The sequence below is a fragment of the Mesorhizobium sp. M0833 genome (assembly GCF_040319905.1).
Classification (GTDB): domain Bacteria; phylum Pseudomonadota; class Alphaproteobacteria; order Rhizobiales; family Rhizobiaceae; genus Mesorhizobium.
On the sequence record NZ_JAMYOQ010000026.1, the window covers coordinates 58,725 to 80,307 of the forward strand.

22 protein-coding genes and 3 pseudogenes are annotated in these 21,583 nt (G+C 60.2%); 6 read left to right on the plus strand and 19 right to left on the minus strand.

Annotated features, from left to right (window positions below):
* Positions 1 to 9 precede the first annotated feature (9 nt).
* Both NKH98_RS24730 and NKH98_RS24735 read right to left on the minus strand, forming a co-directional pair.
* Complete coding sequence (locus NKH98_RS24730; protein WP_352480153.1) at positions 10 to 534, minus strand: plastocyanin/azurin family copper-binding protein; 525 nt, start codon at positions 532 to 534, stop codon at positions 10 to 12.
* Positions 531 to 939: pseudogene (locus tag NKH98_RS24735) on the minus strand (DUF5602 domain-containing protein). Before NKH98_RS24735 ends, NKH98_RS24730 begins: the two are co-directional and overlap by 4 nt.
* 413 nt (positions 940 to 1,352) lie before the next feature.
* Here NKH98_RS24735 and NKH98_RS24740 point away from each other — a divergent pair.
* The gene (locus NKH98_RS24740; RefSeq protein WP_352480176.1) at positions 1,353 to 1,856 is read left to right on the plus strand and encodes a PTS sugar transporter subunit IIA; all 504 of its coding nucleotides are present in this window, start codon (positions 1,353 to 1,355) and stop codon (positions 1,854 to 1,856) included.
* 380 nt (positions 1,857 to 2,236) lie between these two features.
* Here the strand turns inward: NKH98_RS24740 and NKH98_RS24745 are convergent, their stop codons facing one another.
* From NKH98_RS24745 to NKH98_RS24755, 3 genes and pseudogenes are all read right to left on the minus strand, one after another.
* Positions 2,237 to 2,365, minus strand: coding sequence for an AraC family transcriptional regulator (locus NKH98_RS24745; protein WP_352480177.1), 129 nt, complete (start codon positions 2,363 to 2,365; stop codon positions 2,237 to 2,239).
* A gap of 3 nt (positions 2,366 to 2,368) precedes the next feature.
* Positions 2,369 to 4,362: pseudogene (locus tag NKH98_RS24750) on the minus strand (CocE/NonD family hydrolase).
* Between the two features lie 74 nt (positions 4,363 to 4,436).
* Entirely contained in the window at positions 4,437 to 5,999 is a 1,563-nt protein-coding gene (locus tag NKH98_RS24755; protein WP_352902522.1) for an ABC transporter substrate-binding protein, read from the minus strand.
* A gap of 104 nt (positions 6,000 to 6,103) precedes the next feature.
* On the opposite strand from NKH98_RS24755, the gene NKH98_RS24760 reads away from it, so the two are divergent.
* A complete protein-coding gene (locus NKH98_RS24760) occupies positions 6,104 to 6,925 on the plus strand; it encodes a helix-turn-helix domain-containing protein (protein ID WP_352480156.1) in 822 nt (273 codons plus the stop codon).
* On the opposite strand, the pseudogene NKH98_RS24765 reads toward NKH98_RS24760, so the two are convergent.
* Together NKH98_RS24765 and NKH98_RS24770 are read right to left on the minus strand one after the other, a co-directional pair.
* Positions 6,888 to 7,049, minus strand: a pseudogene (locus NKH98_RS24765) (LysR family transcriptional regulator); the annotation flags it as partial. The gene NKH98_RS24760 and the pseudogene NKH98_RS24765 sit on opposite strands and share 38 nt — an antisense overlap.
* Before the next feature lie 492 nt (positions 7,050 to 7,541).
* Positions 7,542 to 7,742 (minus strand): hypothetical protein, encoded by a 201-nt coding sequence (locus tag NKH98_RS24770; RefSeq protein WP_352480157.1) that lies wholly within the window; start codon positions 7,740 to 7,742, stop codon positions 7,542 to 7,544.
* A 502-nt stretch (positions 7,743 to 8,244) separates the two neighbouring features.
* Between NKH98_RS24770 and NKH98_RS24775 the strand changes: the two genes are divergently transcribed.
* Positions 8,245 to 8,775, plus strand: a complete 531-nt coding sequence (locus NKH98_RS24775) for a Ros/MucR family transcriptional regulator (protein WP_352480178.1) — start codon at positions 8,245 to 8,247, stop codon at positions 8,773 to 8,775.
* A gap of 54 nt (positions 8,776 to 8,829) precedes the next feature.
* Here the strand turns inward: NKH98_RS24775 and NKH98_RS24780 are convergent, their stop codons facing one another.
* The 6 genes from NKH98_RS24780 to dctP all read right to left on the minus strand — a co-directional run bounded on the left by NKH98_RS24780 (position 8,830) and on the right by dctP (position 14,658).
* Positions 8,830 to 9,069 (minus strand): hypothetical protein, encoded by a 240-nt coding sequence (locus tag NKH98_RS24780; RefSeq protein WP_352902525.1) that lies wholly within the window; start codon positions 9,067 to 9,069, stop codon positions 8,830 to 8,832.
* A gap of 81 nt (positions 9,070 to 9,150) precedes the next feature.
* The gene (locus NKH98_RS24785) at positions 9,151 to 9,528 is read right to left on the minus strand and encodes a TfoX/Sxy family protein (RefSeq protein WP_352902527.1); all 378 of its coding nucleotides are present in this window, start codon (positions 9,526 to 9,528) and stop codon (positions 9,151 to 9,153) included.
* An 875-nt stretch (positions 9,529 to 10,403) separates the two neighbouring features.
* The gene (locus NKH98_RS24790; protein WP_352480160.1) at positions 10,404 to 10,565 is read right to left on the minus strand and encodes a hypothetical protein; all 162 of its coding nucleotides are present in this window, start codon (positions 10,563 to 10,565) and stop codon (positions 10,404 to 10,406) included.
* A 226-nt stretch (positions 10,566 to 10,791) separates the two neighbouring features.
* Positions 10,792 to 12,162, minus strand: coding sequence for a TRAP transporter large permease (locus NKH98_RS24795; RefSeq protein WP_352480161.1), 1,371 nt, complete (start codon positions 12,160 to 12,162; stop codon positions 10,792 to 10,794).
* A gap of 2 nt (positions 12,163 to 12,164) precedes the next feature.
* Positions 12,165 to 13,268, minus strand: a complete 1,104-nt coding sequence (locus NKH98_RS24800; protein WP_352902530.1) for a TRAP transporter small permease subunit — start codon at positions 13,266 to 13,268, stop codon at positions 12,165 to 12,167.
* Between the two features lie 70 nt (positions 13,269 to 13,338).
* Positions 13,339 to 14,658, minus strand: coding sequence for a TRAP transporter substrate-binding protein DctP (gene dctP, locus NKH98_RS24805; RefSeq protein WP_352902532.1), 1,320 nt, complete (start codon positions 14,656 to 14,658; stop codon positions 13,339 to 13,341).
* Between dctP and NKH98_RS24810 the strand changes: the two genes are divergently transcribed.
* Entirely contained in the window at positions 14,621 to 14,731 is a 111-nt protein-coding gene (locus NKH98_RS24810) for a hypothetical protein (protein ID WP_352902534.1), read from the plus strand. The two genes, dctP and NKH98_RS24810, sit on opposite strands and share 38 nt — an antisense overlap.
* A 767-nt stretch (positions 14,732 to 15,498) precedes the next feature.
* Here NKH98_RS24810 and NKH98_RS24815 read toward each other — a convergent pair.
* The gene (locus tag NKH98_RS24815) at positions 15,499 to 16,479 is read right to left on the minus strand and encodes a LysR family transcriptional regulator (RefSeq protein WP_352902537.1); all 981 of its coding nucleotides are present in this window, start codon (positions 16,477 to 16,479) and stop codon (positions 15,499 to 15,501) included.
* 108 nt (positions 16,480 to 16,587) lie between these two features.
* Between NKH98_RS24815 and NKH98_RS24820 the strand changes: the two genes are divergently transcribed.
* Entirely contained in the window at positions 16,588 to 17,499 is a 912-nt protein-coding gene (locus NKH98_RS24820; protein ID WP_352902540.1) for an SDR family oxidoreductase, read from the plus strand.
* On the plus strand, positions 17,496 to 18,092 hold the full coding sequence (locus NKH98_RS24825; protein ID WP_352902542.1) for a DUF924 family protein: 597 nt from the start codon (positions 17,496 to 17,498) through the stop codon (positions 18,090 to 18,092). Before NKH98_RS24820 ends, NKH98_RS24825 begins: the two co-directional genes overlap by 4 nt.
* Positions 18,093 to 18,685: 593 nt before the next feature.
* Here NKH98_RS24825 and NKH98_RS24830 read toward each other — a convergent pair.
* From NKH98_RS24830 to NKH98_RS24850, 5 genes are all read right to left on the minus strand, one after another.
* On the minus strand, positions 18,686 to 19,243 hold the full coding sequence (locus NKH98_RS24830) for a dihydrofolate reductase family protein (RefSeq protein ID WP_352450320.1): 558 nt from the start codon (positions 19,241 to 19,243) through the stop codon (positions 18,686 to 18,688).
* 124 nt (positions 19,244 to 19,367) lie between these two features.
* Entirely contained in the window at positions 19,368 to 19,811 is a 444-nt protein-coding gene (locus NKH98_RS24835) for a hypothetical protein (RefSeq protein WP_352480169.1), read from the minus strand.
* 482 nt (positions 19,812 to 20,293) lie between these two features.
* On the minus strand, positions 20,294 to 20,647 hold the full coding sequence (locus NKH98_RS24840; protein ID WP_352902545.1) for a hypothetical protein: 354 nt from the start codon (positions 20,645 to 20,647) through the stop codon (positions 20,294 to 20,296).
* Entirely contained in the window at positions 20,644 to 21,036 is a 393-nt protein-coding gene (locus NKH98_RS24845; RefSeq protein ID WP_352902553.1) for a DUF982 domain-containing protein, read from the minus strand. The genes NKH98_RS24840 and NKH98_RS24845 overlap by 4 nt, the downstream gene beginning before the upstream one ends.
* Before the next feature lie 315 nt (positions 21,037 to 21,351).
* A partial coding sequence (locus NKH98_RS24850; protein WP_352902547.1) for a hypothetical protein occupies positions 21,352 to 21,583 on the minus strand: 232 nt, incomplete at its 5' end.

A 21,583-nucleotide genomic window follows, 5' to 3' on the forward strand; every position in this document is an offset into this window, starting at 1 on the left:
GGGCATGATCTAAGCGCGACGGACGACCCTTTTCGTCATGATGTCTTCGACAGTCGGGAATGCCTTGAGGGCCGCCTCCGGTAGGTCGCCATTTGCTCCAACCATTTCAGCCCAGCCATGTGCCTCTGGTTCGCCGACGATAATACGGCCGACCATTCCAGCATGCTCATGCGGGATACAGTAATAGTCGTAGACCCCCTGCTCGGTGAAGGTAACCAAAAAGCTTTCCTTGGGCAGGAGGTAGTCGGAATCCCACGATTTCGCCGTCTTGGGCATGCGAAGCGGTCGCCCGAAGTTTGCCGGATTGTACGCCGTCGTCGTGTGCGAATTGCCAGGATTGAGGTTGGTCCATCGGATCGTCTGCCCTGGCTTGATCAGAATGCCGATCGGGTCGAACCAGACTTGCGAACCGTCGTCGCGCCCTTGCATCCGAATTTCGATCGCCTCGCCGGCCCATACTGCCACAGAAGAGAGCGAGAGGGCGGCGGCAAGGCCCCCGCCCGCGCTTAGTATCTCACGACGCGTGAGTGTCATTTGGCGACCTGGGCCTCGTCAGCGGCGGAGACATGCCACAGAACGACGTGGACATGCGGCCCTTCGACTCCCGGATGGCCGGCATTGTAGTAGACATCGACATGGTCGACATTGCCGCCGGGTGAAGCGAGATCGTCAAAACGCTTGTCTGGATTGAGGTCCTTGGTCGGCAGCATATAAATCGTGCTGACAAGCTTGCCATCGTGGTCATAGGCAAGGAATGGTCCGGCAGGCAATGTCGTCAACGAAAAGTTGGCCCATGCCCGGCAGGAAGTCCGGCAGCTTCACAAGCTTGCTGACCTGTTCGTACGGAGCGGCTGGCGGAGCTTTGGTGACCTCATCCGCCGCCATGGCGCAAAGCGAACTGCCTACTGTCAGGGCAACTGCGAGGACGAGTTTTTTCATCACGGTATCTCCTTGTTGAACTAAAAAACGCGATGGCCGAAGATCTGAACGAGGTCAAAGATCCGATTTCACTTGCTGGCGCGGCCTGTTCGCGTCAGGCCAGCAAGCAGGAGACTGTTCTGATCGTCAAACGAAATTAACTGGCATTTCAGTGCATTATTTCTGCTATTCGGCTGCACACCTGTTTGCTTGATTTCGAAAAATCTTTCACTACCTCTGAATTGCTATGGATAGTTTCCACCTCGATTTCCGGCAGCCGAGACTCCTCAAAACGGGTCATTAGCCCGGACGCGAGAAAGCCTTGGCTTCGCGTCCGGGACAGCCAGCATCTCCACACCTCATCTGCCTTGCTTAACCAGTGCGGCTGAACGCTGATTTGCGATCGCGTTTGGATCGACTTGGAGTTGACCCTGATGATCTCCCCCGTCTTGTCAGAGGAAGACATTTCGCTTGACCTTGCGACAAAGGGAAAGCAATCAGCCTTATCAAAAATCGCGATCAGGATTGCGCGAAGAGCCGGGCTTGACGAGCAGGTGGTTCTCCGTGGTCTCTTCGACCGCGAGGATTTCGGCTCGACGGGCATAGGTCGTGGCGTCGCAATCCCCCACGCTCTACTGGGTATGATCTCTTCGCCTGTCGCGTCTTTGACACGCTTGGCCCAGCCTATCGATTTCGACGGCCCCGACGACGACCCCGTCGATCTCATTTACACCGTACTCTGGCCGCGCTCTGCCACTTCCGCCTTCCTCCCTGCCCTTTCCCAAATATGCCGGCTGTTTCGGGCATCTCAGGTTCGCGAGCAGCTCCGGCAGGCACGGTCATCCGATGAAGCCCTGGCGATTCTCGAAACTGAGCCGCATCAGGAATTTCCACCAATTTGCATATTGCCCATGCCGGCCTGGCATTATGATGTCTAGGCAGTCCAGCAATGCCTTAACTCCATTGACGCGGCGCATACCGCGTCAACGGCTCGCGGCGCAAAGCTGCCATCCGTAGAAGATAATGCGATCGGCGAGTGGCTGTACCAGCCCCTTGAATCAACTTTGGCGAACCGCTTCGTAACGTATAGACGGATAACGATTATTTTAGTCGCTGAGGGTCACCGTTTTGTACAGGAACTAGCGGATGGTTTGCCAGCCCATTTCCTTCGTATTCTCTCGTATGGTCACGCGACCCTAAGGACGATGAACGAGATTAATTCCTGGCTTAGGGATATAGCAGCATCTCGGATTTCGGGAGTATCGAGCAGAAATCGGACTTGGCGCAGCTCCATCCGGTTACGAACTCACGTCACGCATTAGTTCACATTGGTAGAGCCGCTTGCGCATCGGTTCGGATGCCTTACATGGGTCGGGGTGATGCCGGTGTGCTGGCGAAACACCCGGCTGAAATGCACGGCATTGCCGCAGCCGCAGCGATAGGCGATCTATTACATGTGGTCACGCGGGATGCGGGAATTGCGCTCGCGCTCAAACACCTTGCGGCCGTCATCCAGTGCTTCGATTCGTTGCGAAACCACCCATTCGGTCGCCGTGCAGGAGAGATGCGTGGTGCAATGGCTCTGCGTTCGCCAGCCTTCCCGCTCGGCACAGCACGTCCAGCGGACCTCTGCCGTCAGCGACAGCGGGTTATCGGGCGCTATCGACCATACCTCCTGCCGGATGTCGCGCGTGCACAAGCCGTTGCCCGGATGGCGGCTAAGACCTGTGTCCTCGTGCACCCGATAGCGCGTCACGCCATTTTGCAGATCGCGTTCAACAGAGCGGTCCGACGATCCGTCTGTCAGGACTTCGTAACGGGGCAGAGGATCGGGATTGGATGGCTGCGGGATTTCGACCCTTCGATGCTCGCCAAGCAGCGGCAGTTCCAATCGCAGCGTGGCAAGATCGATCGTCAGCGTTGCGTCGCAGGGCTGGGGCAGGATCGTCGGCCAATAGGCGCTCGACAAGGACAGACGCAGACGGTGGCCGGGCGCAAAACGGTAGCCGCACGCATCAAGCATCAACTCAATCTCGACCGTCTCGCCCGGCTGCAGAGGCTGCGGGGCGGCATTGCCGCTGCGATGCGCTAGATTGAGCACACCCGTAGCTGACGCGCGTCGCCACACCGTGGGGATGGACGTCGACGAGCCTGACGGCAAGGTTGGCAAAGTTGGCATCACTGGAAAGCGACAGCTTTGCGAGCGGCTGGCCAAACACGACGCATTCCTCAGCAAGCACGGCGCTGTCGAAGGTGATCGATCCAGCATCGTCAACACGTTGGTCGCCGGCCATTTCCGAATCCGGCCTCCGCGGGAAGAAATCTCCCGCAGCGGTGCCTGTATCTTGAGGAGAGTGCAGGAGGATTTTTTCTTCAGCATGCGATGAAGTGCTCCAAGCGAGCCTGCCCGAAGCGTCCAGGCTAAGGACGAGTGTGTCGGGAACGTTCCATCTGTCCATGGCAACCCAATAGCCCAGGTCGGCCTCGCGCTGGCGGCCGGGTCGCGGCCCGTCCAGGATATAAGCACGCAGCCTCGGCGTATGCTCCACCTTGTTGTCTTCTGCGCATAGCCAATGCCGCCACCATGAAATTGCCTCGGCATGAAAATCGACGCGGGGCTTCGGATAGGCGAAATGCGGATACTTGTGAACCCATGGACCGATCAGGCCCCAGGCCATTTCCGGCATCCCGGCGACCGCCTTCAAGGGCGTGTTGCGGTAGCCGTCGGCCCATCCGGCAATCACCAGTGCGGGAACGGAAAAACCGTCAAAGTCCTCGCAGATCGAACCGTGACGCCAGAAGTCGTCGCGGCGTTGGTGGGACAGCCACTCCTCCATGAAGAACGGGTCGCCTTCCAGGCGCTCAAGCCACATGTCGCGCCAGCGTTCTCCGACGAGATCGGGATCGGGGGACCGCGACTGGAAGGCAGTCATCGTCGCCGCCCATGACAGTTGCGCCGATAGATGCGCGCCATTCTTGTAGTGGATGTCGTCATTGTAGCGGTCGACGGTGGACGACAGGGAAATCACGGCCTTGACAGCTGGTGGTTTGAGAGCCGCGACCTGGAGCGCGTTGAACCCGCCCCAGGAAATTCCCATCATCCCGACATTGCCGTTCGACCAGTCCTGCGCAGCGATCCATTCGATAACCTCGACGGCGTCGGCAAGCTCGCGCGCGGTATATTCGCCATCGATCACGCCGTCGGATTCTCCGCAACCGTGAATGTCGACACGCACGCCCGCGATGCCGGCCGCCGCGAAGACCGGATAGGTGGACTCGTCACGCGCGGCGGTGCCGTTGCGTTTGCGATAAGGCAGGAATTCGAGCACCGCCGGCACCCCGCCAGGAACCGTTTCGGTCATCCAGATGCGCGCGGCGAGCCGGGGTGTCGTCTTTCAGGACGATCCACTCATTTTCAATGACACGGAAATTCTTGTTCGTCATGCGATCAACCACAAAGCTCTACTCGGTGGCAAGCACACCATCCCGCCGCCGGAAAGGTACGATCATGTCCCGGTTCAAGCCTCCAGCCAGACCCGGCTGGCGATGCGGCCATTGGAAAAGTCATTGCCAATATCGGGAACAAAACCCTTGAGATGGCTCGTGCAGGCGTTGATGAAGTCGTTGAATACCGGCAGTATCAGGCCGCCCTCATCTCGCACCATCAGCGCCATGTCACGGTAGAGAACGCGCCGCTTGGTCTCATCCAGTTCACCGCGCGCCTGCACCACCATCTTGTCGAAGTCGGGCCGCTTGAAGCGGGTGTCGTTCCACTCCGCGTTGGAAACGTAGGAAGTGGAATAGCGCGCGTCCTGCGTCGGACGACCACCCCAAAAGGAGGTGCAGAACGGCTTGACGTTCCAGACTTCCGACCAGTAGCCGTCACTCGGCTCGCGCTGCACATTGATCTTGATCCCGGCCTTTTCCGCGCTCAATTGGAAAAGCTGGGCCGCATCGACCGCGCCGGGGAACGCTGCTTCCGAGGTGCGCAGCAGAATTGGATCTTGAAGGCCAGACTTCTTGAAGTGGAATGCAGCCTTGTCGGGATCGTAATTGCGCTGCTCTATATCGGCAGGCGCGAGCGCATAGTTGGCGTTGATCGGGTAATCATTGCCAATGGTGCCGAACCCGCCCAGAACCCGATTGAGGATAGCCTCGCGGTCTATCGCATATTTGAGCGCCAGACGCAGATCATTGTTGTCGAACGGCACGGTGTCGCAATGCATCAGGAAGGAATAGAAACCCTTGCCGGAGGTGCGCAGGATCTCGACGCCCGGAACCCGCTTCAGCAACGGCGCGATCTTCGGTTCGACGGTGCTGATGAAATCGACCTGACCGGATCGCAACGCGCTGGTCCGCGCGGTCAGGTCGTTCATCACGGTAATAAGCACGCTGTCGACGTAGCCCCGGTCCTGGCGCCAGTCGTCCTCGTTTTTTTCGAAAGCGGCGCGAATGCCCGGCTCGAACGCAGCCAGCTTGTAGGGACCGGTGCCGATCGCAGCTGTCGGCTTTTCCACGCCGCCGCCCGGCTGGATCTGAAGATGATAATCCGTAAATATCAGCGGCAAGTCAGCATTGGCTTCCTTCAGCATCACCACCATGTCGCCCGACCGTTCCTCGATGCGGTCTATCCCGGACAGCAGGCCGAGTGCGCCCGATTGCGATTTCTTCCCGGCGTGGCGGCGCAACGTCTCGACAGCATCGCTAACGGTAAATGCCTTGCCATCGTGGAAACGAACGTCCTTGCGTATCTTGAAGGTCCACTCCTTGGCGTCGGCCGACGCTGACCAGGATTCGGCCAGCGAGGGAACCGCCGCGCCCGTCTTGGGGTCGGATTCGACCAGCGTATCGCCCCAGCAATGCGCGATCACAAAATTGACGCTGGCGGACGCCAGGGCTGGGTCGAGCGTATCGGCGGAGGCGCCGCCATCGAGCCCCAGCCGCAACTGTCCGCCGCGCACTGGCGTTTGCGCCGCGGCCGGTGACGCCAGCGAGCCTGCGGCTGCGACAAGGCCTAGAGCCACCCCCGCTTGAAGAAGATCACGGCGTGAGAGACTCGATAACCTGCTGGAAGCGCTCATTGGGTTCTCCTTTGGACTGAAGCCTTGTGGCCGATCCTAGGCAGAGCCTGCGGCAACGCAATTTCGTCGCTTGAAGCGTTTTTAAGCAAGTTTATACTGTCTCCATGAGCAAGCCATGGGCCAATTTCAGCAGCAACCTGAAACTTGCCTGCAGCACCCACAGATCGGTATCCGATTTGTGCCGCACCATCGGTATCAACCGGCAGCAGTTCAACCGCTACCTCAATGCAGGAACCCTTCCTTCCGCTCATAACCTCCTGACGATCGCGGCAGCTTTTGGCCTCGAACCAGCCGATTTCGACCTGTCCCCTGGCAACTTCCGCAGTAAATTGAGCGAGCGGCGCCGACAAACGGCCCTCCAAGGGCCGCTGGCGGACGCCTTTCCTGGTGACCTGCATGCACTCGGACCCTATCTCGGATTCTACCAGGCATGGCACACGTCGCTGTCCTGGCCTGACCGGATCGTCTGCGCCTGCGCTCACTTGCGCGAGAATGGCGGACAAGTTCTGGTTTCCTCGCTTGAGCGCATCGAAGATGCCGAAAACGGCATCGTGCAGCGTTCACGCTATACGGGGCTCGCGGCGTATCGGCACCAGCGCATCTTTTTGACGGAACTGACGCGCGGCGATGCCCCAACCTTTGGACAGACGATCCTCATGCCGTTCGAAACGTACCAGCGGCGTTACCTGCGGGGCGTCACTATGGGCATATCGTGGCGAAACAACAATCTGCCCTACGCCACCCGCACCGTCTGGCAATATCTGGGGAAGCGCGTCAACAAGAGAAGTCTTATATCGCGTTGCGGCATTTATGCGCCCAATTGCGCAGCGCTACCCACGGCCGTGCTGTCTTTTCTGACCGAGGCCCGGCCGGTTGCCGCCGCGTCTGTGCAGGCCCCAAGACCGGATCGCCGAGCGCCTCCCTGAGCCGCGACAGGGTGCGGCTCAACGCGGAGGTGCTGAGCCGGAGCCTGAGCGCAGCCCTTGTCACGCTGCATTGCTGGAGCAGGACGTCGAGGGCGGCGAGCAGGTTCAGGTCGATGTCACGCATGGCGTTTCGCGCAAAGGTCAATCGAGTTCGCTGCGTCTGGCGCGATTTCAGGCGGCGCTTTAATAGGGGCGGCCTAGCATCCTGCTTCCTAGGCAGCAGCCATTTAGAGGGCGAAAAGTCCGTTCGCACCCCACGCAAAATTCATTGGGCACATATCAGCCACAAAAAAGTCGGCCCGATCTCGCGCAGCAGTGCAACGCGGGCAAACTGCCTCTCCTGTATCAACAGGAGGATTTCGTATCGAGCGAAATGCTCGCTAGAATTTCCTGGAGGTCGGCGGTCATGTTCAGTCTCATCTCGGCAGGGAGCGGGCAACAATCCGAAGGCGTTCATAAAGAACGGCCTCGTCGAACTCGCCGTCCGAGAAGAGTGCCATTGCGCTCACGCTCAGGCGCTCCGCCTCCATGCTACCAACGGAGATACCTGCCTCGGCGCAGACACGATCAAAGACCTGCTTTAACAAAGCCAGATCGCCAGTATACCCAATGCCACTTATTGAGACAGGCCCATGGCAGCAGATACTTCGAAAATCGCCTCGGTTAGCTCTTCATCGGATGCGGCCAAATAAGGCGCAGCCCGCCTAATTTCCTTCACTGCCGCTTTGATCGAAACGGTGCCGTCATACTCGGCCCTGTTTAGAAGTGCAGCGATTGCTTGTTCTAGAACTGGACTTACCCTTTGAACACTGCTCATCCACCCCCCCAACGATACGCCCCAGCGGAATAATAATCTATTCTTGGTTGGCTTCAATTGGATGTAAGAAACGTACGGTTGGTCATCGTTGCTTTGCCCTCAGTCCGGAATATTTCGCGCAAGAATATTGCGCATGCTCGTCTTGATGCGTCCCGCCGCGGTGTGGCTTAGAAGGGCTCTCGTGATCTGCCCAGGGATTTGCACTTCGAGGTGCCGGCCGAAGTGCCGAAGTCAAGGTGGACGTCTCCTCACTGACCATTCAGCATGCCGGTCGCGCTGATGATCCGTCGGTCGCGGGCAAGCGGCCCAGCCATGCTGGGCGTGCCAGCTTGTCAGCCGCTCGCTATCGAGATCGAGCGCGTCCCAGGGTGAGTCGATGAAAGCGAAGCTTGCTGGCTTGATATTTGTGGCGAATAAGGTTTGTTGGCGGGACAACGAACTATTGCTGATTGTTAACCACCCATCTGTTTCACCGCACGCCATTGGACAAGAGGAAAGCTCGATGACCGTTTCTCCAAATTTAAACGACCAAGCTGATCTGGTATCGGTTACCGCCGAGATCGTTTCCGCCTACGTGTCGAACAATCCGCTGCCGGTCGGCGAGTTGTCGAAGCTGATTGGGGACACCTATGTTGCTTTGCAAGGGATCGGCACGCCTGTCCCCCCGGCTGCAATCAAACTGGAACCGGCGGTGCCGATCAAGAAATCAGTGTCACCTGATTTCATCATCTGCCTGGAAGACGGGAAGAAATTCAAATCCCTGAAGCGTCATATTGGGACGCATTACAATTTGAGCCCGGACCAATACCGCCAGAAATGGAACCTGCCCGCAGATTATCCGATGGTGGCGCCGAACTACGCAGCCACCCGCTCGGCTCTTGCGAAATCAATCGGGCTCGGGCGCAAGGAAGCGCCCGCACCAGCCGCGGCAGAAAAACCAAAACGAGTTGCTCGCCCCGCGACGGCGACAACAACCGCAACGGCCGTCAAGTCGCCGGTAAAGAAGGCGCGCAAGGCACTCGTCAAAGCGTAGCGTGCTGCACGAAAAAGGAGGTCCGTGCGGTGTCGTACCTGAAAATGGCGAAGCCTACTGTTCCAGCACATCATTGAGCTTGAGGGTCTGGACTTCAATGTCCGCCGCCTGCTTCAGGGAGGCATCGACGGGGATCAGGAAGTTTTCGCGGTCGATCTGGACACCATGGCCGGAGTAGTAGACGACGGCCAGCTCTGCGCCGTTTGCGGGCAAGATAGCTGCGGAACTGCGGGTGGTCTCGCCGGAGTAGACCCACGTCACCGCGCCGCACATGCAATGTCCATTGAGTGCCATCGCTCCCTCCCCGGGCCATGCGTTCCAGCACAACAACACTGACACGTCACGTGCGGAAGGGTGGCGGGCCAGCGGCCTAGTCTAAGCCCGCTTCGTTGCGATCCCGGCGGATTTGATCTTCGGCGGCAAAGTTTCGACGAATGCCAGCGCAAGGTCGAGCCAGCCACGGAGATCCGCCTCGGTGGCCGTGCCCTCCGGCGCAACATGGACATAACCTTCCATCGAACGTCCGCCCATTTCCATCGGCCGCGCGTGCGGGCGGGCGGCAGCCGCCGCGTGCCCTTCCTTGCCGACGCGCACCAGGAGCCCGCGCTTCGACGTGCCGATCAGCATGTTGCCGTTGAGCATAAAGCAGGTGCCGCCGAACATCTTTTGTTCGGTGACTTGGCGCGGGCCGAGGGCGGCGCGCAGACGGTCGACCATGGGGTCGGGTGCGATGCTGGTGACTGACTTTGCCATGCTCACCGTCGCTCTGCGATTTGCGGGAGACAGGCAAGCACGGAAGCGGGTGGAGATTCAAGTGGAGTGGCGCGGCGTCCCCTTCTCCCAGCGGGGCGACTGTTGTTTTGCCTGACGGAGAAAGGGGGCGCTATCCCCTCTCCCCTGCAAGGAGAAAATCGGTCTCCGCGTCCTTCCTTCGCGCCGGCCTGACCCGCGCTTCGTGCAGGATCGCCGCAGATCCGCTAACGGATCATGCGTCGTCCCTTCGGCTTCGCCTCGGGCGGGTGACCCCTCCGATTTGTCTCCTTGCCCCCTCTCTCCCGCTGTTCGGCACGAGCTCGGGAGCAGGAGCGGGCTCCTGCCCCTTCGCGCAGGAAACCGCTTCGCGGTAAAAGAATCGAAGGGGAATCCGGATCAGTCGGTTTGTGATTCAAGATGTGGCTGGAGTGGAGGCCAGCATCGGATGACGCGACTGCTTTCGGGGTGCAGCAGGATCTCATCGCCTATCTGACGGAAGTGCGCCAGGTTCTCGACTCTAATCCCAAGCGGTTCGTGGGCGAAACGGCAAGCTCGAGGGCTGATCGAACGGCGTGGGGGGAGTTCGTACGGCCCTGGGCACAGCGAGCCGTTGATGCGCCATCCCATCACCGGCACGCGGCGCTACGCGAGCGCGGGAAGCGCAGAAAGGCGCCAGCATCACTTGAATCTCAACAGCGGTCTGCGGAGAACATCCCCTGAAATGACCATGCGCTCTGATGCGGCACCAACGTCACCGGTAGCTTGATGATTTCTTGCGTGATCTCCTCGCCACGCGACAGTGCCAGCGCAAGCGCTGAAAGCAAGCATATTCTCGCAGCAGCTCTCGCAGACGCGAAGTTCTGATGAGCGGAGACTTAGACGATGCCGAACAGGATCTCATCGCGGGCCTTGCAGCCTAGGTCGCGCAGATCATGGCCGTGTAGCTGCGGAGTAGCGCCGGCGACCGCCAGTCGGCAGACGCTATGACCGCCGACAGGCCTGAAACTCTTCAGCGCCGCGGCGATTCCCATCATCATCGATTGCTCGGGGTAGTCGAGCACTTGGAAAACAGCTCTTCAGGAATGCCTCGACCTCGCCAAGTCCGCGTATAGCACGGGTTAAAAGGTGCTTCAAATGGTGGGCTATGTTCGTGATCATGACCGGACCTCGAGGCTCGCAACCCTGCCGCCGAGCATGTGTGCGTGTGGCCGCACCCGAACCGCAGGGTGGCAGGGGAGAAGGTTGCATCCAGTTGCTCTCCGTCTAATTGGCCACATAGACCATTTTGGGCAACCAAAGCGTGATGGCGGGAAAGACGATGCACAAAGCGACGCCGATCGCTTGCAGGCACAAGAACGGAACGGCGGACCGGAAGATCGTGGCCATGGTGATCTGAGGTGGGGCGACGCTCTTCAGGTAGAACAGCGAATAGCCGAAAGGCGGGCTGAGGAATGCCATCTGCATATTTACCATGAATATGACGCCGTACCAGAGCGGCACATCGCCTGGGGCGACCCCGGGCAGGCCGAACAACCCATCGAACTGCAAGCTCTTCAAAATCGGCAGGAATATCGGCACGGTAAGAAGCAGGATACCGACCCAGTCGAGGAACATGCCTAGCACGAACAGGATCACCATCATTAGCGCGAGCACGCCGTAGGCCGCCAGCCCGGTACCGAGAATTGAATCAGCGACGAAGGTCTGGCCGCCCTTGAGAATGAAAAAGCCGACGAACATCGTCGCGCCAAAAAAGATCCACATCACCATGGCGGTCGCCTTCAACGTGGCGATCCCTGCATCGCGAATGGTGTCCCAGTTGAGTTGGCGGTGCGCTGCGCAGACGATGAAGGCTCCGAAGGTACCTATTCCGGCCGCCTCCACAGGTGTGGCAATGCCGAGGAAGATGACACCGAGAACGACGATGATGAGCAGGATAGGCAGGATGGTGCCGCGCAACAGCTTCAGCTTTTCAATGAAGCTCACCCGCTCGTCGACCGGCAGAGCCGGACCCAGCGCAGGGTTAATATAGCAGCGCAAGGTTACGTAGGCGACATACATACCCGACAGGAGAAGGCCCGGGAGAACCGAACCGACGAGCAACTCACCGAGCGACTGCTGGGCCACAACCGCATAAACGATCGCCATGACCGAGGGGGGGATGAGGATGCCCAGCGTGCCGCCGGCGAGCAGAGAACCACAGGCGAGCTTGGCGTCGTAGTTGCGCCTCAGCATCGCCGGCAACGCAATCATTCCCATCGTCACCTCGGTCGCGCCAACGACACCGACCATGGCGGCAAGCAAGGTGCAGGAGATGACAGTGGCTGAGGCGAGGCCGCCTTTCAGCCCACCGAGCCATTTATAGACGACATCGAACAGTTCCTCAATGATGCCGGCCTTTTCCAAGATCGCCGCCATGAAAATGAACAGCGGTACGGCGGAAAGCTGGTAGTCCGTCATGAAGGGGAAGATTCGCGAGGGCAGCATGTTCAGCATGGCCGAATTGCCGAACAGAAACAGGAAGAGCACGGCGAGGCTGCCGGTGCAGAAGGCCATTGGCAGTCCGAGCAGCAGAAGCACGCCGAGTCCGCCGAACATAAGGACGCTCAGCCACAGGATCGGAAGCTCGAGTCCCATCGCTATTCGCCCCTTCCCGCCGCGGTGGCGATATCGCGCAGCAGGCGGGACAGGCCTTGCAGGATAAGGAGCGCTGCGCCGATCGGCATGGTGAGTTTTACCGGCCAGTACTGGATGCCCCACTCGGTGAAGGACCGCTCGCCAACGGCTATCGCATCGCTAGCGAAACGCCAGCCGGTAACAAGCAGCGCACCGGCAAAGAGAAAAAAGAAGAAGGAAGTGATGATGTCGCATATCGCGCGACCGCGCGCCGAAAGCTGGCTGTAGATGATGTCGACCCTGACATGAGTCTCGTCGCGATAGGCGTAGGCGCCGGCAAGCATGTATTGCATGCCGAACATGAGGAACATGCTCTCGTGGACCCAATTGGTCGGTGAATTGAAAATGTAGCGGGCGACCACCTCGTAATAGTAGGCGAAGACGGCAAGCACAGCCCAATAGGCGACGAGTTCGCCCGTCACCCGCACCAGCCAGTCGACCGGACGAAAAAACGGCAATGGCGGCCTTACCGCACTTTGGGGCACGCCTGTCTCCAGAGGATGAGCCAATATCGGCGTCGGCGTGGTCTCACGTTGCCGGCGCCGCCTCACAAGACCTGGCAGAAGGAAGGCGTCGCCGAGGAGAAGGACCCCAAGCACGATACCGGCTATGCGTGCATATGCGTTCGCGCGACGGAGACCAACGGTCGAGGCGGCGTAACGATCACGGGCCGCCGCGGCATCGGCTTGAGCTTTGGCAACGCGCTGGGCCGCACCAGCCTTGCCGGCGGCGAGGTCTGACTGGGCGCGCGTAAGTAGCCGTTCTGCGTGCTCGGCCTCGGAGCGGGAGAGAGACAGGCTTTCACGGGCAATGCGAATGTCCGCGCTAGTCCACAGGACCGCTAGGAAGAACGGAATGAAGACAAGACCCCAGGCGCTCTTGAGATAGAAACGGTGCATCCCAAGAAAGCCGGCGGTGACCAGGAAAAGGTAAGCCAGGAACAGGCCCGGTCGGCCCGTGTCGCGGCGCTTTTGCTCGCGAGTCACCAGCCAGGCGGCGACCAGCGGGAACACGCCCAGCGTCGACCAGTAGAGCCAATGCGGCATGACGAAGGTCAGTGATGGCATGGAAGCAACTGCCGGTGTTGAAAACCCAGCGAAAGAAAGCGCCCGTCCCTACCTGGGCGGGCGCCGATGGCTACAGATTGATCGACAAGCCTTGATACATGTCGGGCGTGACGTAGCCTACCGTTGGGTTTTCCATGACTTCCAGCTGCAGCTTGAAGATGCGGGCGGCATCTTTGTCCTTGTTGGCCCATTCGAACCAGATCGGAACCGCGACCTCCTGGAATCTTTGCAAGTCGTCTGCGCTAAGGCGATTAATCTCCGTGCCAGCGTCGATGAATTTCTGCCAAGTTTCCATGTCGGCTTTCTGGATCGCGCCGAAATGGGTGTTGGAATAGACTTGGACCTCGCCCTCGATGAACTGCTTGAGATTGTCTGGAAGTTTGTTCCAAACATTCATGTTAACCGCGAAATCCATCAAGTCGACGGGTTGATACATCGACATCAGGCCGGGGGGACCCATGGAAATGTACTTCGTCACCTGCTGGAAGCCGAGCGCCCAATTAACTGCCGGACCGGTATAGTCGGCGGCGTCGATAGTGCCCTTCTCCAATGCCGAGAAAACCTCGCCGCCGGGCAGCAGCGTCGTCTTGGCGCCTGCCTTGGCAAAGGTCTCGGCGATCATACCCCCCGGGACGCGCAGCTTCAGATCCTTGAAATCGTCAAAGGAGCGGATCGGCGTTTTCGAATGGATGATATTGGCTCCATGATGGATGCGGTTGACGTAGTAGAGGCCCTGCGCGGCGTAGATGTCACGACAGACCTGCAGTCCGCCCTTTGAATAAAAGAAAATGTCCCATTCATGCGGATAGCGTAGGCCCATCGTATACGAGCTCATGAAAGCGGTCGCGGGGAGCTTACCCGCCCAGTACAGAGAGAACGAGTTCATGGCCTCCAGAACGCCGTTCTTGACTCCGTCGAAAAGCTCAAAATCACCCACGATATCCTTGGCCTTGAAAGGTTGAAGCTCGAGTTGACCGTTCGTTTTTTCCTTGATCGATGCACACCACTTCTGAAAGGTTTCCAGGCCGACGCCAGCCGGCCATGAGGTCTGTACCTTCCAGGTTATCGTCTCGGCCGCCTCGGCCTTGCGCACCCAAGGCGCCGCAACGGTGACAGTTGCCGCCCCGGCAACGAGACCACTGGTCTTCAAAAAGCTCCGCCGCGATGTGGGCAGCTTGTCCTTCTTCATTTTTTCCTCCCGTAGTTCGGCGGACTCCGAACCTCGGAAAGTCCGTCGGTGCGACATTAACGCACATGTAGCCTTCCAAGCCAATGTCGAATGAGCGCGGTGGTCCAAAGCCGAAGCTGGCCCGGGCCCGGGCTGCACCTCGGTCGGCGATGGGCTGGGCAGCATGGTCACGCACGTGAACAACCGCGACGTGACGCTCATCGCGATGTCGCGGGCGCCGCTGGACAAGCTGGGGCGACTAAAGCACAGCGCGGGTCGACGATGCCCTGCGTAACGGGAACGGCGACGACTTCCTGGTCGACTACGGCTTCGCGTTCCTTCCGGAAGAAACGTCGGAATCGCCGCGACGAGTTCCACATGGGGCAGCTGCTCCGCGAGGCCCGCAATGGCTGCAGGACTACCGCGATCATGTCGGTGCGCCGAACCTCCAGTCGGCCGTCTCGGTGAGCGCAGGGTGGAGTGTCTTCGCGATGGAGGACGGAGCGTTCGACAACACCAAACGCCGCTACCCGCCGCTGATGGCCCGCTCTACGCGCGTTTCTCGAGTTCGTGCCAAAAGCGGTGACATCCGCAACTTGCGCGGCTCTAATCTGTTCTTAGGCTAGGTCGCCCCATGAAGTACCGCATTCTCATCGGAGCGCTCGCCGCGGCGGCGCTGACCCTCCCGGCCTCCGCGACCACCGCCACTCAGCGCGCCTACTCGGCCGCTCTCGTGGCGTGCGGCCGGCAACCAGCGCACCCTCACAGAATGTCAGCCCCGACTCGAAGCATTCAGGCGTGAGCTAAAAGCGATAACGCACTCCGACAGTATTCGCGTTGGAACCCTCTCCCATGTTTCCAAACGTGCCTCCGGCGTCGGATCTGTGACCGCTGCGAAGGAAGCGGAATCGGACGTGCCCGATGGTAACGCAGCTTCTTGATCTCCTGCAGGCAGATGGTCGACACCGATCCGGGTCAGTTCAGCTTGGGTCGCGAGTTTGCCGCCTGACTTGGGCTCACATGATCGCGAACTCGAGTGGCGGCAAGGATCTGTTGGCCGCATCACCAAGAAGGGTGACCGGTATCGGCATTACTCAGGGCAGATTGGCAGGTTCGTTGTAGTAGACCAACAAGCCAGGCTAGGCCCGCATCCATCATAGCGACCTTCGGCACGATGCTGTTCATCTTGAAATGTCCAAGCAGGATCGGCGCATCAATACCCACTACGCCGAAACGGCTGGCGTGCATGGCGATGAAGCGGCGCGGATAGGCTGAGATCAGATCCGTTTCGGCAAGCACCGCCAGTCCGAACATGAAGTTCGGAACAGTCAGCGCAACTCGGCGCGACAGCGCTCTCTCAGCCAGAACCCTGTCGACAAAACCCGTTGGATCGCCCGCGCTGGACACAACGAGGTGCTGCATGGCGCAGTAATTTTCGAGACTTGGGTCGCTGGCGAAAGGGTGGCCGGCGCGCAAGGCGATGACGAAATCTTCCTCATAGATCGTGTCCACCACAAAACGCACGGGGAAGTCGTCGAACGGAACGACGGCGACATCCATCGTGCGCGCTTCAAGCTCGGCAATGGTATCGCGCCAGGCCAGCGCCGGTGAAGGCTCGCCCGGCCTGGGCAGCAATTGCCGGATGCTGATGTCGACGCCAGGCGCTTCCAGGCGCACTTGGGCGAGCAGCGGCGGCAGGAACACGGACGAGGCCCCGTCCGGCGCGCCGACGACGAAGCGGCGCGTCGAGCGGGAGGAGTCGAATGGCTCGGCGCTAGCAATTACCGACCGTACCCGCGCCAGAATCTCGGCCACCGGGGCAGCCAGCTCCGTTGCCCGGTCGGTGGGTACCACGCCACGCGGTGTTTTCAGGAACAGCGGATCGCGCATCAAGGAGCGCAGCCGCCCAAGACCATGGCTGACAGCCGATGGTGACAGGCTCAGCCGCTCCGCCGAGCGACCGACGTGACGCTCCTCTATGACGACCTCGAACAGGACCAACAGATTGAGGTCGACGCGAGATAGGTCAGTTTGGTTCAGCATATTCCTGAAATCATATCACTGGATTCAACAGAGTAAAGCTGCGAATTGGCTGGCCGCAGCGGAGCAGTCCTGCCTGGCCGCGAGACATCATCACCGAGGAGCAAACTCATGCCTGACTTCCCTAGTTCAATTCTGGTCACCTGCGCTGGCGGCGCCCAGGGCTCAGCAATCGTGCAAGCCTGCCGCGCGGCAGGCGCCACCGTACGCGTCCTTTTACGCAAAGGCGCGCCCGACCCATTTGGCGACGGCGTCAACATCGTGCGCGGCGACCTCGCTGACGCCCGCCGCCTCGGCCTCGCCTGCCTTGGAGTCGATGCAGTGGCGCTGACGCTGCCGCTCGATGCCAGTCCCGAGGAAATTGTGCGCTACGGCCGCAACATGCTCACCGCGGCGCGGGAGACGGAGGTCAAGCTGATGGTGTTCAACACCAGCAGCTATGTCTCCCGGCTCTCAGGCACGGCGCTGATGGACGCCAAGATGGAACTGATTGACATGATCAAGGCTTCCGGCCTGCCATCGATCATCCTCAAGCCGACGCTCTATATGAGCAATGTCGCCACCCCCTGGGGCGCGCCTGCGATAATGCACCACCATGTATTCCCCTATCCGCTTCCGGCGGACTTCCAGACATCGTGGATCTCCTGGGGAGACATGGCGGCTTATGTCGTCGAGGCGATGCGGCGGCCAGAGCTCGCGGGCGCGAGCTTCGACATCGGAGGACCCGAGGCCCTGACCGGGCCACAGATGGCCGATATCCTTTCAGACATTATCGGCCGCGAAATCGAGTACTATCCGGTTCCACTGGGGGACTTTGCCACCCGCCTGACGGCGATGCTAGGCAAAAAATCGGCCGATCAGGTCGTCGCCCACTATGCCTGGATCCACCGGCAGCGCTCGACGCTTCTGGCTGTCGATATGCGTGAGACGATCAGCGTGCTGCCGATCAAGCCGACTGCGTTCGCAGACTGGGCTAAGGCTCAGGACTGGCCGGCACTGGCCAGCACCGTGAAGGCGGCATGATCATGCAGGCGATCAAGATCCAGAACCGAAAGAATCCGTCAGGGTTCGAAGATGTGCCCCACGATGCCACCGAAGTCATCGACTTCTGGTGGCTTGTGGGCCCCACAATGTGGTTCGCCAAGGACGCGGCTTTCGATCGTGTCTTTCGCGAGCGCTTCCTGCCGCTGCACGAGGCTGCGGCGTGCGGCGATTGCGACGACTGGGCGACGACGCCATATGGCGCATTGGCGCTGCTGGTGCTGCTGGACCAGTTTCCGCGCAATGCGTTTCGAGGCACGCCGCGCATGTATGCGACGGACGACAAGGCCCGACATATCGCGACGGCCGCCATCGATGCCGGGTTCCAGCATGAGGTGCACCCCTCGTGGCGGCTGTTCTTCGCGCTGCCATTCGCCCATTCGGAAAACCTAGCCGACCAGGACCGCTCGGTGGCACTGGCCCGCGAGGTCGGCCCCTCCGACGCGATGCGCGCGGAACACCACCGCAACATCGTACGCCGGTTTGGACGGTTTCCGCACCGCAACCCGATCCTCGGCCGCCCAATGCGGCCGGAGGAGCAGCGTTTTCTCGATGACGGCGGCTTCGCCGGCTGACCAAGGCCGCCGGCTTCATTTAACCAAAGAGATACGATCGTGACTTGGACCGAGATTCGGCTTCTTCGGAAGCTTCATCATCGTTCTCACCTACTCAATGAAAGCCATGCTGTGGCTGCGCATCACGGCCGTGCTGAGCTGTTTGTGCTTTGCCACCTACGGCGCCTCATCGGCAGCTTGCCGCTGGTCCTGATGGAACTAGTGCTGCTGCCAATCAATACCTGGCGCCTGTTCGAACTTCTCCATCAAACTCAGACGGGCCGGACTCACAAGGGAGTCTGAAAAATGCGAACACCGCATCTCTGACTGCTGCTCCGGTCGGCGCTTTCCTGCTGGGTGCTCGGCCGGGATCTGGCTTGTGATCGCGGCCAGCGTCCACTTTCAGGGTATCCATCCGGTAAGCACCGCGGCGCCTATGTCCCGTTAGCGGACAGGACGAAGTTCCGGGCGGGTGGAAGCCGCCGTTGCCCACAAGGCCTCGGCCTGATCAACCGAGCTCCCATGGCAGAAGCAGCGGGTATGCCGTGTTGCGCGGCGAGAAGGCTTCCTGTGACCCGCAGGCCCGCGAGTTGGGCGCGAAGAGGCCGCGCTGGTCAGCGCGCGCGCCGGTAATGCATGGCGACCGCGCCGCTGCGGAGCGGCTTGGCCGAGATCAGCTCGAGCCGTCGCGTGCTGGGCAGCCCGCTCTGGTAGAGGGTCGGGCCGTGGCCCGCGATCCTGGGGTGCACGAGGAGCTTGTACTCGTCGATTAGATCCAGCCGGTCCAGCTCCGTCGCGAGCTTGCCGCTACCGAGGAGCACGCCGGCCGGGGTCGCGTCCTTGAGCCTCTGCACGCCCGTGCGCAGTTCGCCGCCGATGTGGTGGCTGTTGGTCCACGGGAAGGCCTTTCGCGTCGATGACACCACGTACTTCGGCTTGGCCTCCAGCTTGACCGCCCACTCGCGTATCGCCGGCGGCGCCTCCTCGTCGCCGCGGGCGACTGCCGGCCAGTAGCTCTCCATCATCTCGTAGGTGACGCGACCCCACAACATTGCTCCGCCCTCATCCATAAGGCGGGTGAAGAAGGCATGCGTCTCGTCGTCGGCAATTCCTTCCTGGTGATCGACGCAGCCGTCCAGGGTGACGTTGATGCTGAAGGTCAATAGTCCCATGCGGCGAGTCTAAGCCATACAATGGAGAACATGAAGGCCGATTGCTCGCGTTGATGTCGAACTTCCGCAATGGGTCGGCACACGAAGTAAGGCCCGTGCCGACTCCGGACGTTACTCTAGAGCGCTACGCAGCCTGCGCTGGCTCGGCGCCGGACCGCCAGCGCAGCTGGTTCGACTGCAGTTTCGAGGTCGCCGACGAAAGCGGCAGAACCGTGCTGGTGATGCCGTTCGACGAAGTGGTTCCGGAGAGACACGCCTGACTGCTCGGGTCGTATGAGGAGGGAGTTGCTGACAAACCGTCTGGCCGCTCAAGCTGGGAAGTCACCAAGGGACGATTGAAAGGATGAACAACACAATAGCCGCGCCAACGGGCGATCTCGCGAAGGAAATTGCGCGAGGGAAGTGATCCGCGCCCTTCCTGAGCGGGATCCTGATACAATACCCCATGGCCGTCCGAATAGCGGTTGTCCTCGCGCTTCTTTTCGCCTTCGCCTACGGTTTCGCAAAACTCGTGAAACACTATGGCGGCGTTCGCGACCAGCCCTCTCCGTGTGAAAACTTGCCACATCCTGATTGTCCTGATCCAAGCGCGCCTCCTCAGAAAGAAACCAAGCCTTGAGCTGGTGCGTGCGTGGAGCTGCAACATTGGAACGGCTAGGCCTGACAATGGGCAGCGGCCCGTGGAGCCCGTTGACCGCTTCCTCGCTCGGAAGCACACCGGGCGGGCACTTCTCCTCAATGACCATGCGAATCAGGTGGAGGCAATTTCGGGCGTCATAGGCAGGGTCTTGGACTTTCATCCTGGCGATCTGGCGCCGTTCTGGCGATCGTCAAGTCCGGCCCAAGCCCATCATGGCGCGCGCGATGGCGATCTGCGCCTCTGGCGGTTCGGTCTCGCCGCTGCATTGCCCTAAAGCGCAGAGGTTCCTCAACTGACGTTCGGCTGGCGGCAACGCGGCAACTTGCTCGCCAGCCGAGTTGAGTGCAGCCGCTGGTCGCGGGAGGCTAGCCAGCCACACGCTGGTGATTCTAACCTGAGCTCATGTGAGATCAACAACCCTGGTCGGTCTTTTTCACCTGACCCGGCGCGGCGGTCCTGGCTGTCGTGTCCTGCTGACCAGGCGCCGCTTGCTGAGCGCTGCCAGTCTGCTGGCCGGGCGCGCAGTCTCTTGCCGAGTTCGGATTTGTGGTGCCGCTGGTGGTGGTCGTGTCGGTGCCCTGATCGCCGGACATGTTGGTCCCGGTGCTCGTCGTGCCGGTCCCCTGATCCGTCGTGCTGGGCATGGTTGTCGTGGTCGAGGTTCCGCTCGTTGAGGTTCCGCTCGAAGTTCCGCTCGTCGTCTGGGCAAAGGAAAGCCCGGCCGACACCGCCACGACGGCCGAAGCAAAAAGGATTCGTTTCATCTTCTTTCTCCTGTCTGAATGCGCGGGATGCGCCTGGCAAATCCAACAGGCAGACAGAAAGAGTGTTCCCCGAAGACGCTCAATTTTTGTATGCAATCTCTGACTGCAGGCAGCGCGCCCACGCTCATTCCATGGCGCGCATCAGCATCGGGGATGATGAGGTAGCGTACACCGGTTGAGGGGAGAACCCCAGCAGCCAGGAATGCCTTGCGGGCCTCCTCAGCTTCCATCTGGTCGTATATCACGGCCATGCAAACGCGCACCGCGAGGTCCCACCAAGGGCCACGCTTCGTCCACTTCATCAGCTCCTCGTCGGCTGTCTTGACGTTGTCGACGTTGCGGATGATCCGGGACGCTCGGTTTTGACGAGGACCGGAGGGTTGAACCAGTGACGAGACATGAGGGCCTTAGCGGCGGCTAGCGAGTTTCCTCTCCACTAGCCCGCTAGCGATGAGATGGTTAACCTTTTGTTAGCCATGTGTGGGACCGTGATGGGACTGTTTCCAAACGTTCGTCGACCGTTGTCTTAGCGGTCGGTACGAAGCCGTTATGCATCATCTTCCAGTATTTGTCGCCCTGGCCGTTTCGCTTGTCGTGGGTTTAGCCGTGGCGATAGGTTTAACATGAACGCCAACACGCTCCCAAGCGAGGCTATTCGTGGAGGTCGAACGCGACTGACAGTCCGAAGGCCGGGGCCGCACCGACTATAAGGTAGACCAGCTTATCGTCAGTAACCAGCAGATGCGGAGCGCCCCAGCGCACCGGCGGCCTCCCCGCTCGCAATCCAAATAGACGTCTTTCAGCTGTTTGATTGGCATGTCAGCGTAAGCGAACGCGAGGTCCTGAGCGTCAGAAGCCGACAATGAAGCCGGACTGATTGCGATCAGCACGGTGCCGAGCGTCACAGGCGCGAGGGACTTAACAACTGACATGATC

Bases quoted from the DNA above. Each gene is read 5' to 3' on its own strand.
- NKH98_RS24810 (WP_352902534.1), top strand. From the start codon at position 14,621: ATGGTCACGCACGTGAACAACCGCGACGTGACGCTCATCGCGATGTCG.
- NKH98_RS24785 (WP_352902527.1), bottom strand. From the start codon at position 9,528: ATGGCAAAGTCAGTCACCAGCATCGCACCCGACCCCATGGTCGACCGT.
- NKH98_RS24830 (WP_352450320.1), bottom strand. From the start codon at position 19,243: ATGGGACTATTGACCTTCAGCATCAACGTCACCCTGGACGGCTGCGTC.
- NKH98_RS24790 (WP_352480160.1), bottom strand. From the start codon at position 10,565: ATGATGATGGGAATCGCCGCGGCGCTGAAGAGTTTCAGGCCTGTCGGC.
- NKH98_RS24835 (WP_352480169.1), bottom strand. From the start codon at position 19,811: ATGTGGCAAGTTTTCACACGGAGAGGGCTGGTCGCGAACGCCGCCATA.
- NKH98_RS24730 (WP_352480153.1), bottom strand. From the start codon at position 534: ATGACACTCACGCGTCGTGAGATACTAAGCGCGGGCGGGGGCCTTGCC.
- NKH98_RS24760 (WP_352480156.1), top strand. From the start codon at position 6,104: ATGAGCAAGCCATGGGCCAATTTCAGCAGCAACCTGAAACTTGCCTGC.
- NKH98_RS24815 (WP_352902537.1), bottom strand. From the start codon at position 16,479: ATGCTGAACCAAACTGACCTATCTCGCGTCGACCTCAATCTGTTGGTC.
- NKH98_RS24840 (WP_352902545.1), bottom strand. From the start codon at position 20,647: ATGAAACGAATCCTTTTTGCTTCGGCCGTCGTGGCGGTGTCGGCCGGG.
- NKH98_RS24780 (WP_352902525.1), bottom strand. From the start codon at position 9,069: ATGGCACTCAATGGACATTGCATGTGCGGCGCGGTGACGTGGGTCTAC.
- NKH98_RS24740 (WP_352480176.1), top strand. From the start codon at position 1,353: ATGATCTCCCCCGTCTTGTCAGAGGAAGACATTTCGCTTGACCTTGCG.
- NKH98_RS24775 (WP_352480178.1), top strand. From the start codon at position 8,245: ATGACCGTTTCTCCAAATTTAAACGACCAAGCTGATCTGGTATCGGTT.
- NKH98_RS24795 (WP_352480161.1), bottom strand. From the start codon at position 12,162: ATGGGACTCGAGCTTCCGATCCTGTGGCTGAGCGTCCTTATGTTCGGC.
- NKH98_RS24770 (WP_352480157.1), bottom strand. From the start codon at position 7,742: ATGAGCAGTGTTCAAAGGGTAAGTCCAGTTCTAGAACAAGCAATCGCT.
- NKH98_RS24755 (WP_352902522.1), bottom strand. From the start codon at position 5,999: ATGAGCGCTTCCAGCAGGTTATCGAGTCTCTCACGCCGTGATCTTCTT.
- NKH98_RS24820 (WP_352902540.1), top strand. From the start codon at position 16,588: ATGCCTGACTTCCCTAGTTCAATTCTGGTCACCTGCGCTGGCGGCGCC.
- NKH98_RS24825 (WP_352902542.1), top strand. From the start codon at position 17,496: ATGATCATGCAGGCGATCAAGATCCAGAACCGAAAGAATCCGTCAGGG.
- NKH98_RS24800 (WP_352902530.1), bottom strand. From the start codon at position 13,268: ATGCCATCACTGACCTTCGTCATGCCGCATTGGCTCTACTGGTCGACG.
- dctP (WP_352902532.1), bottom strand. From the start codon at position 14,658: ATGAGCGTCACGTCGCGGTTGTTCACGTGCGTGACCATGCTGCCCAGC.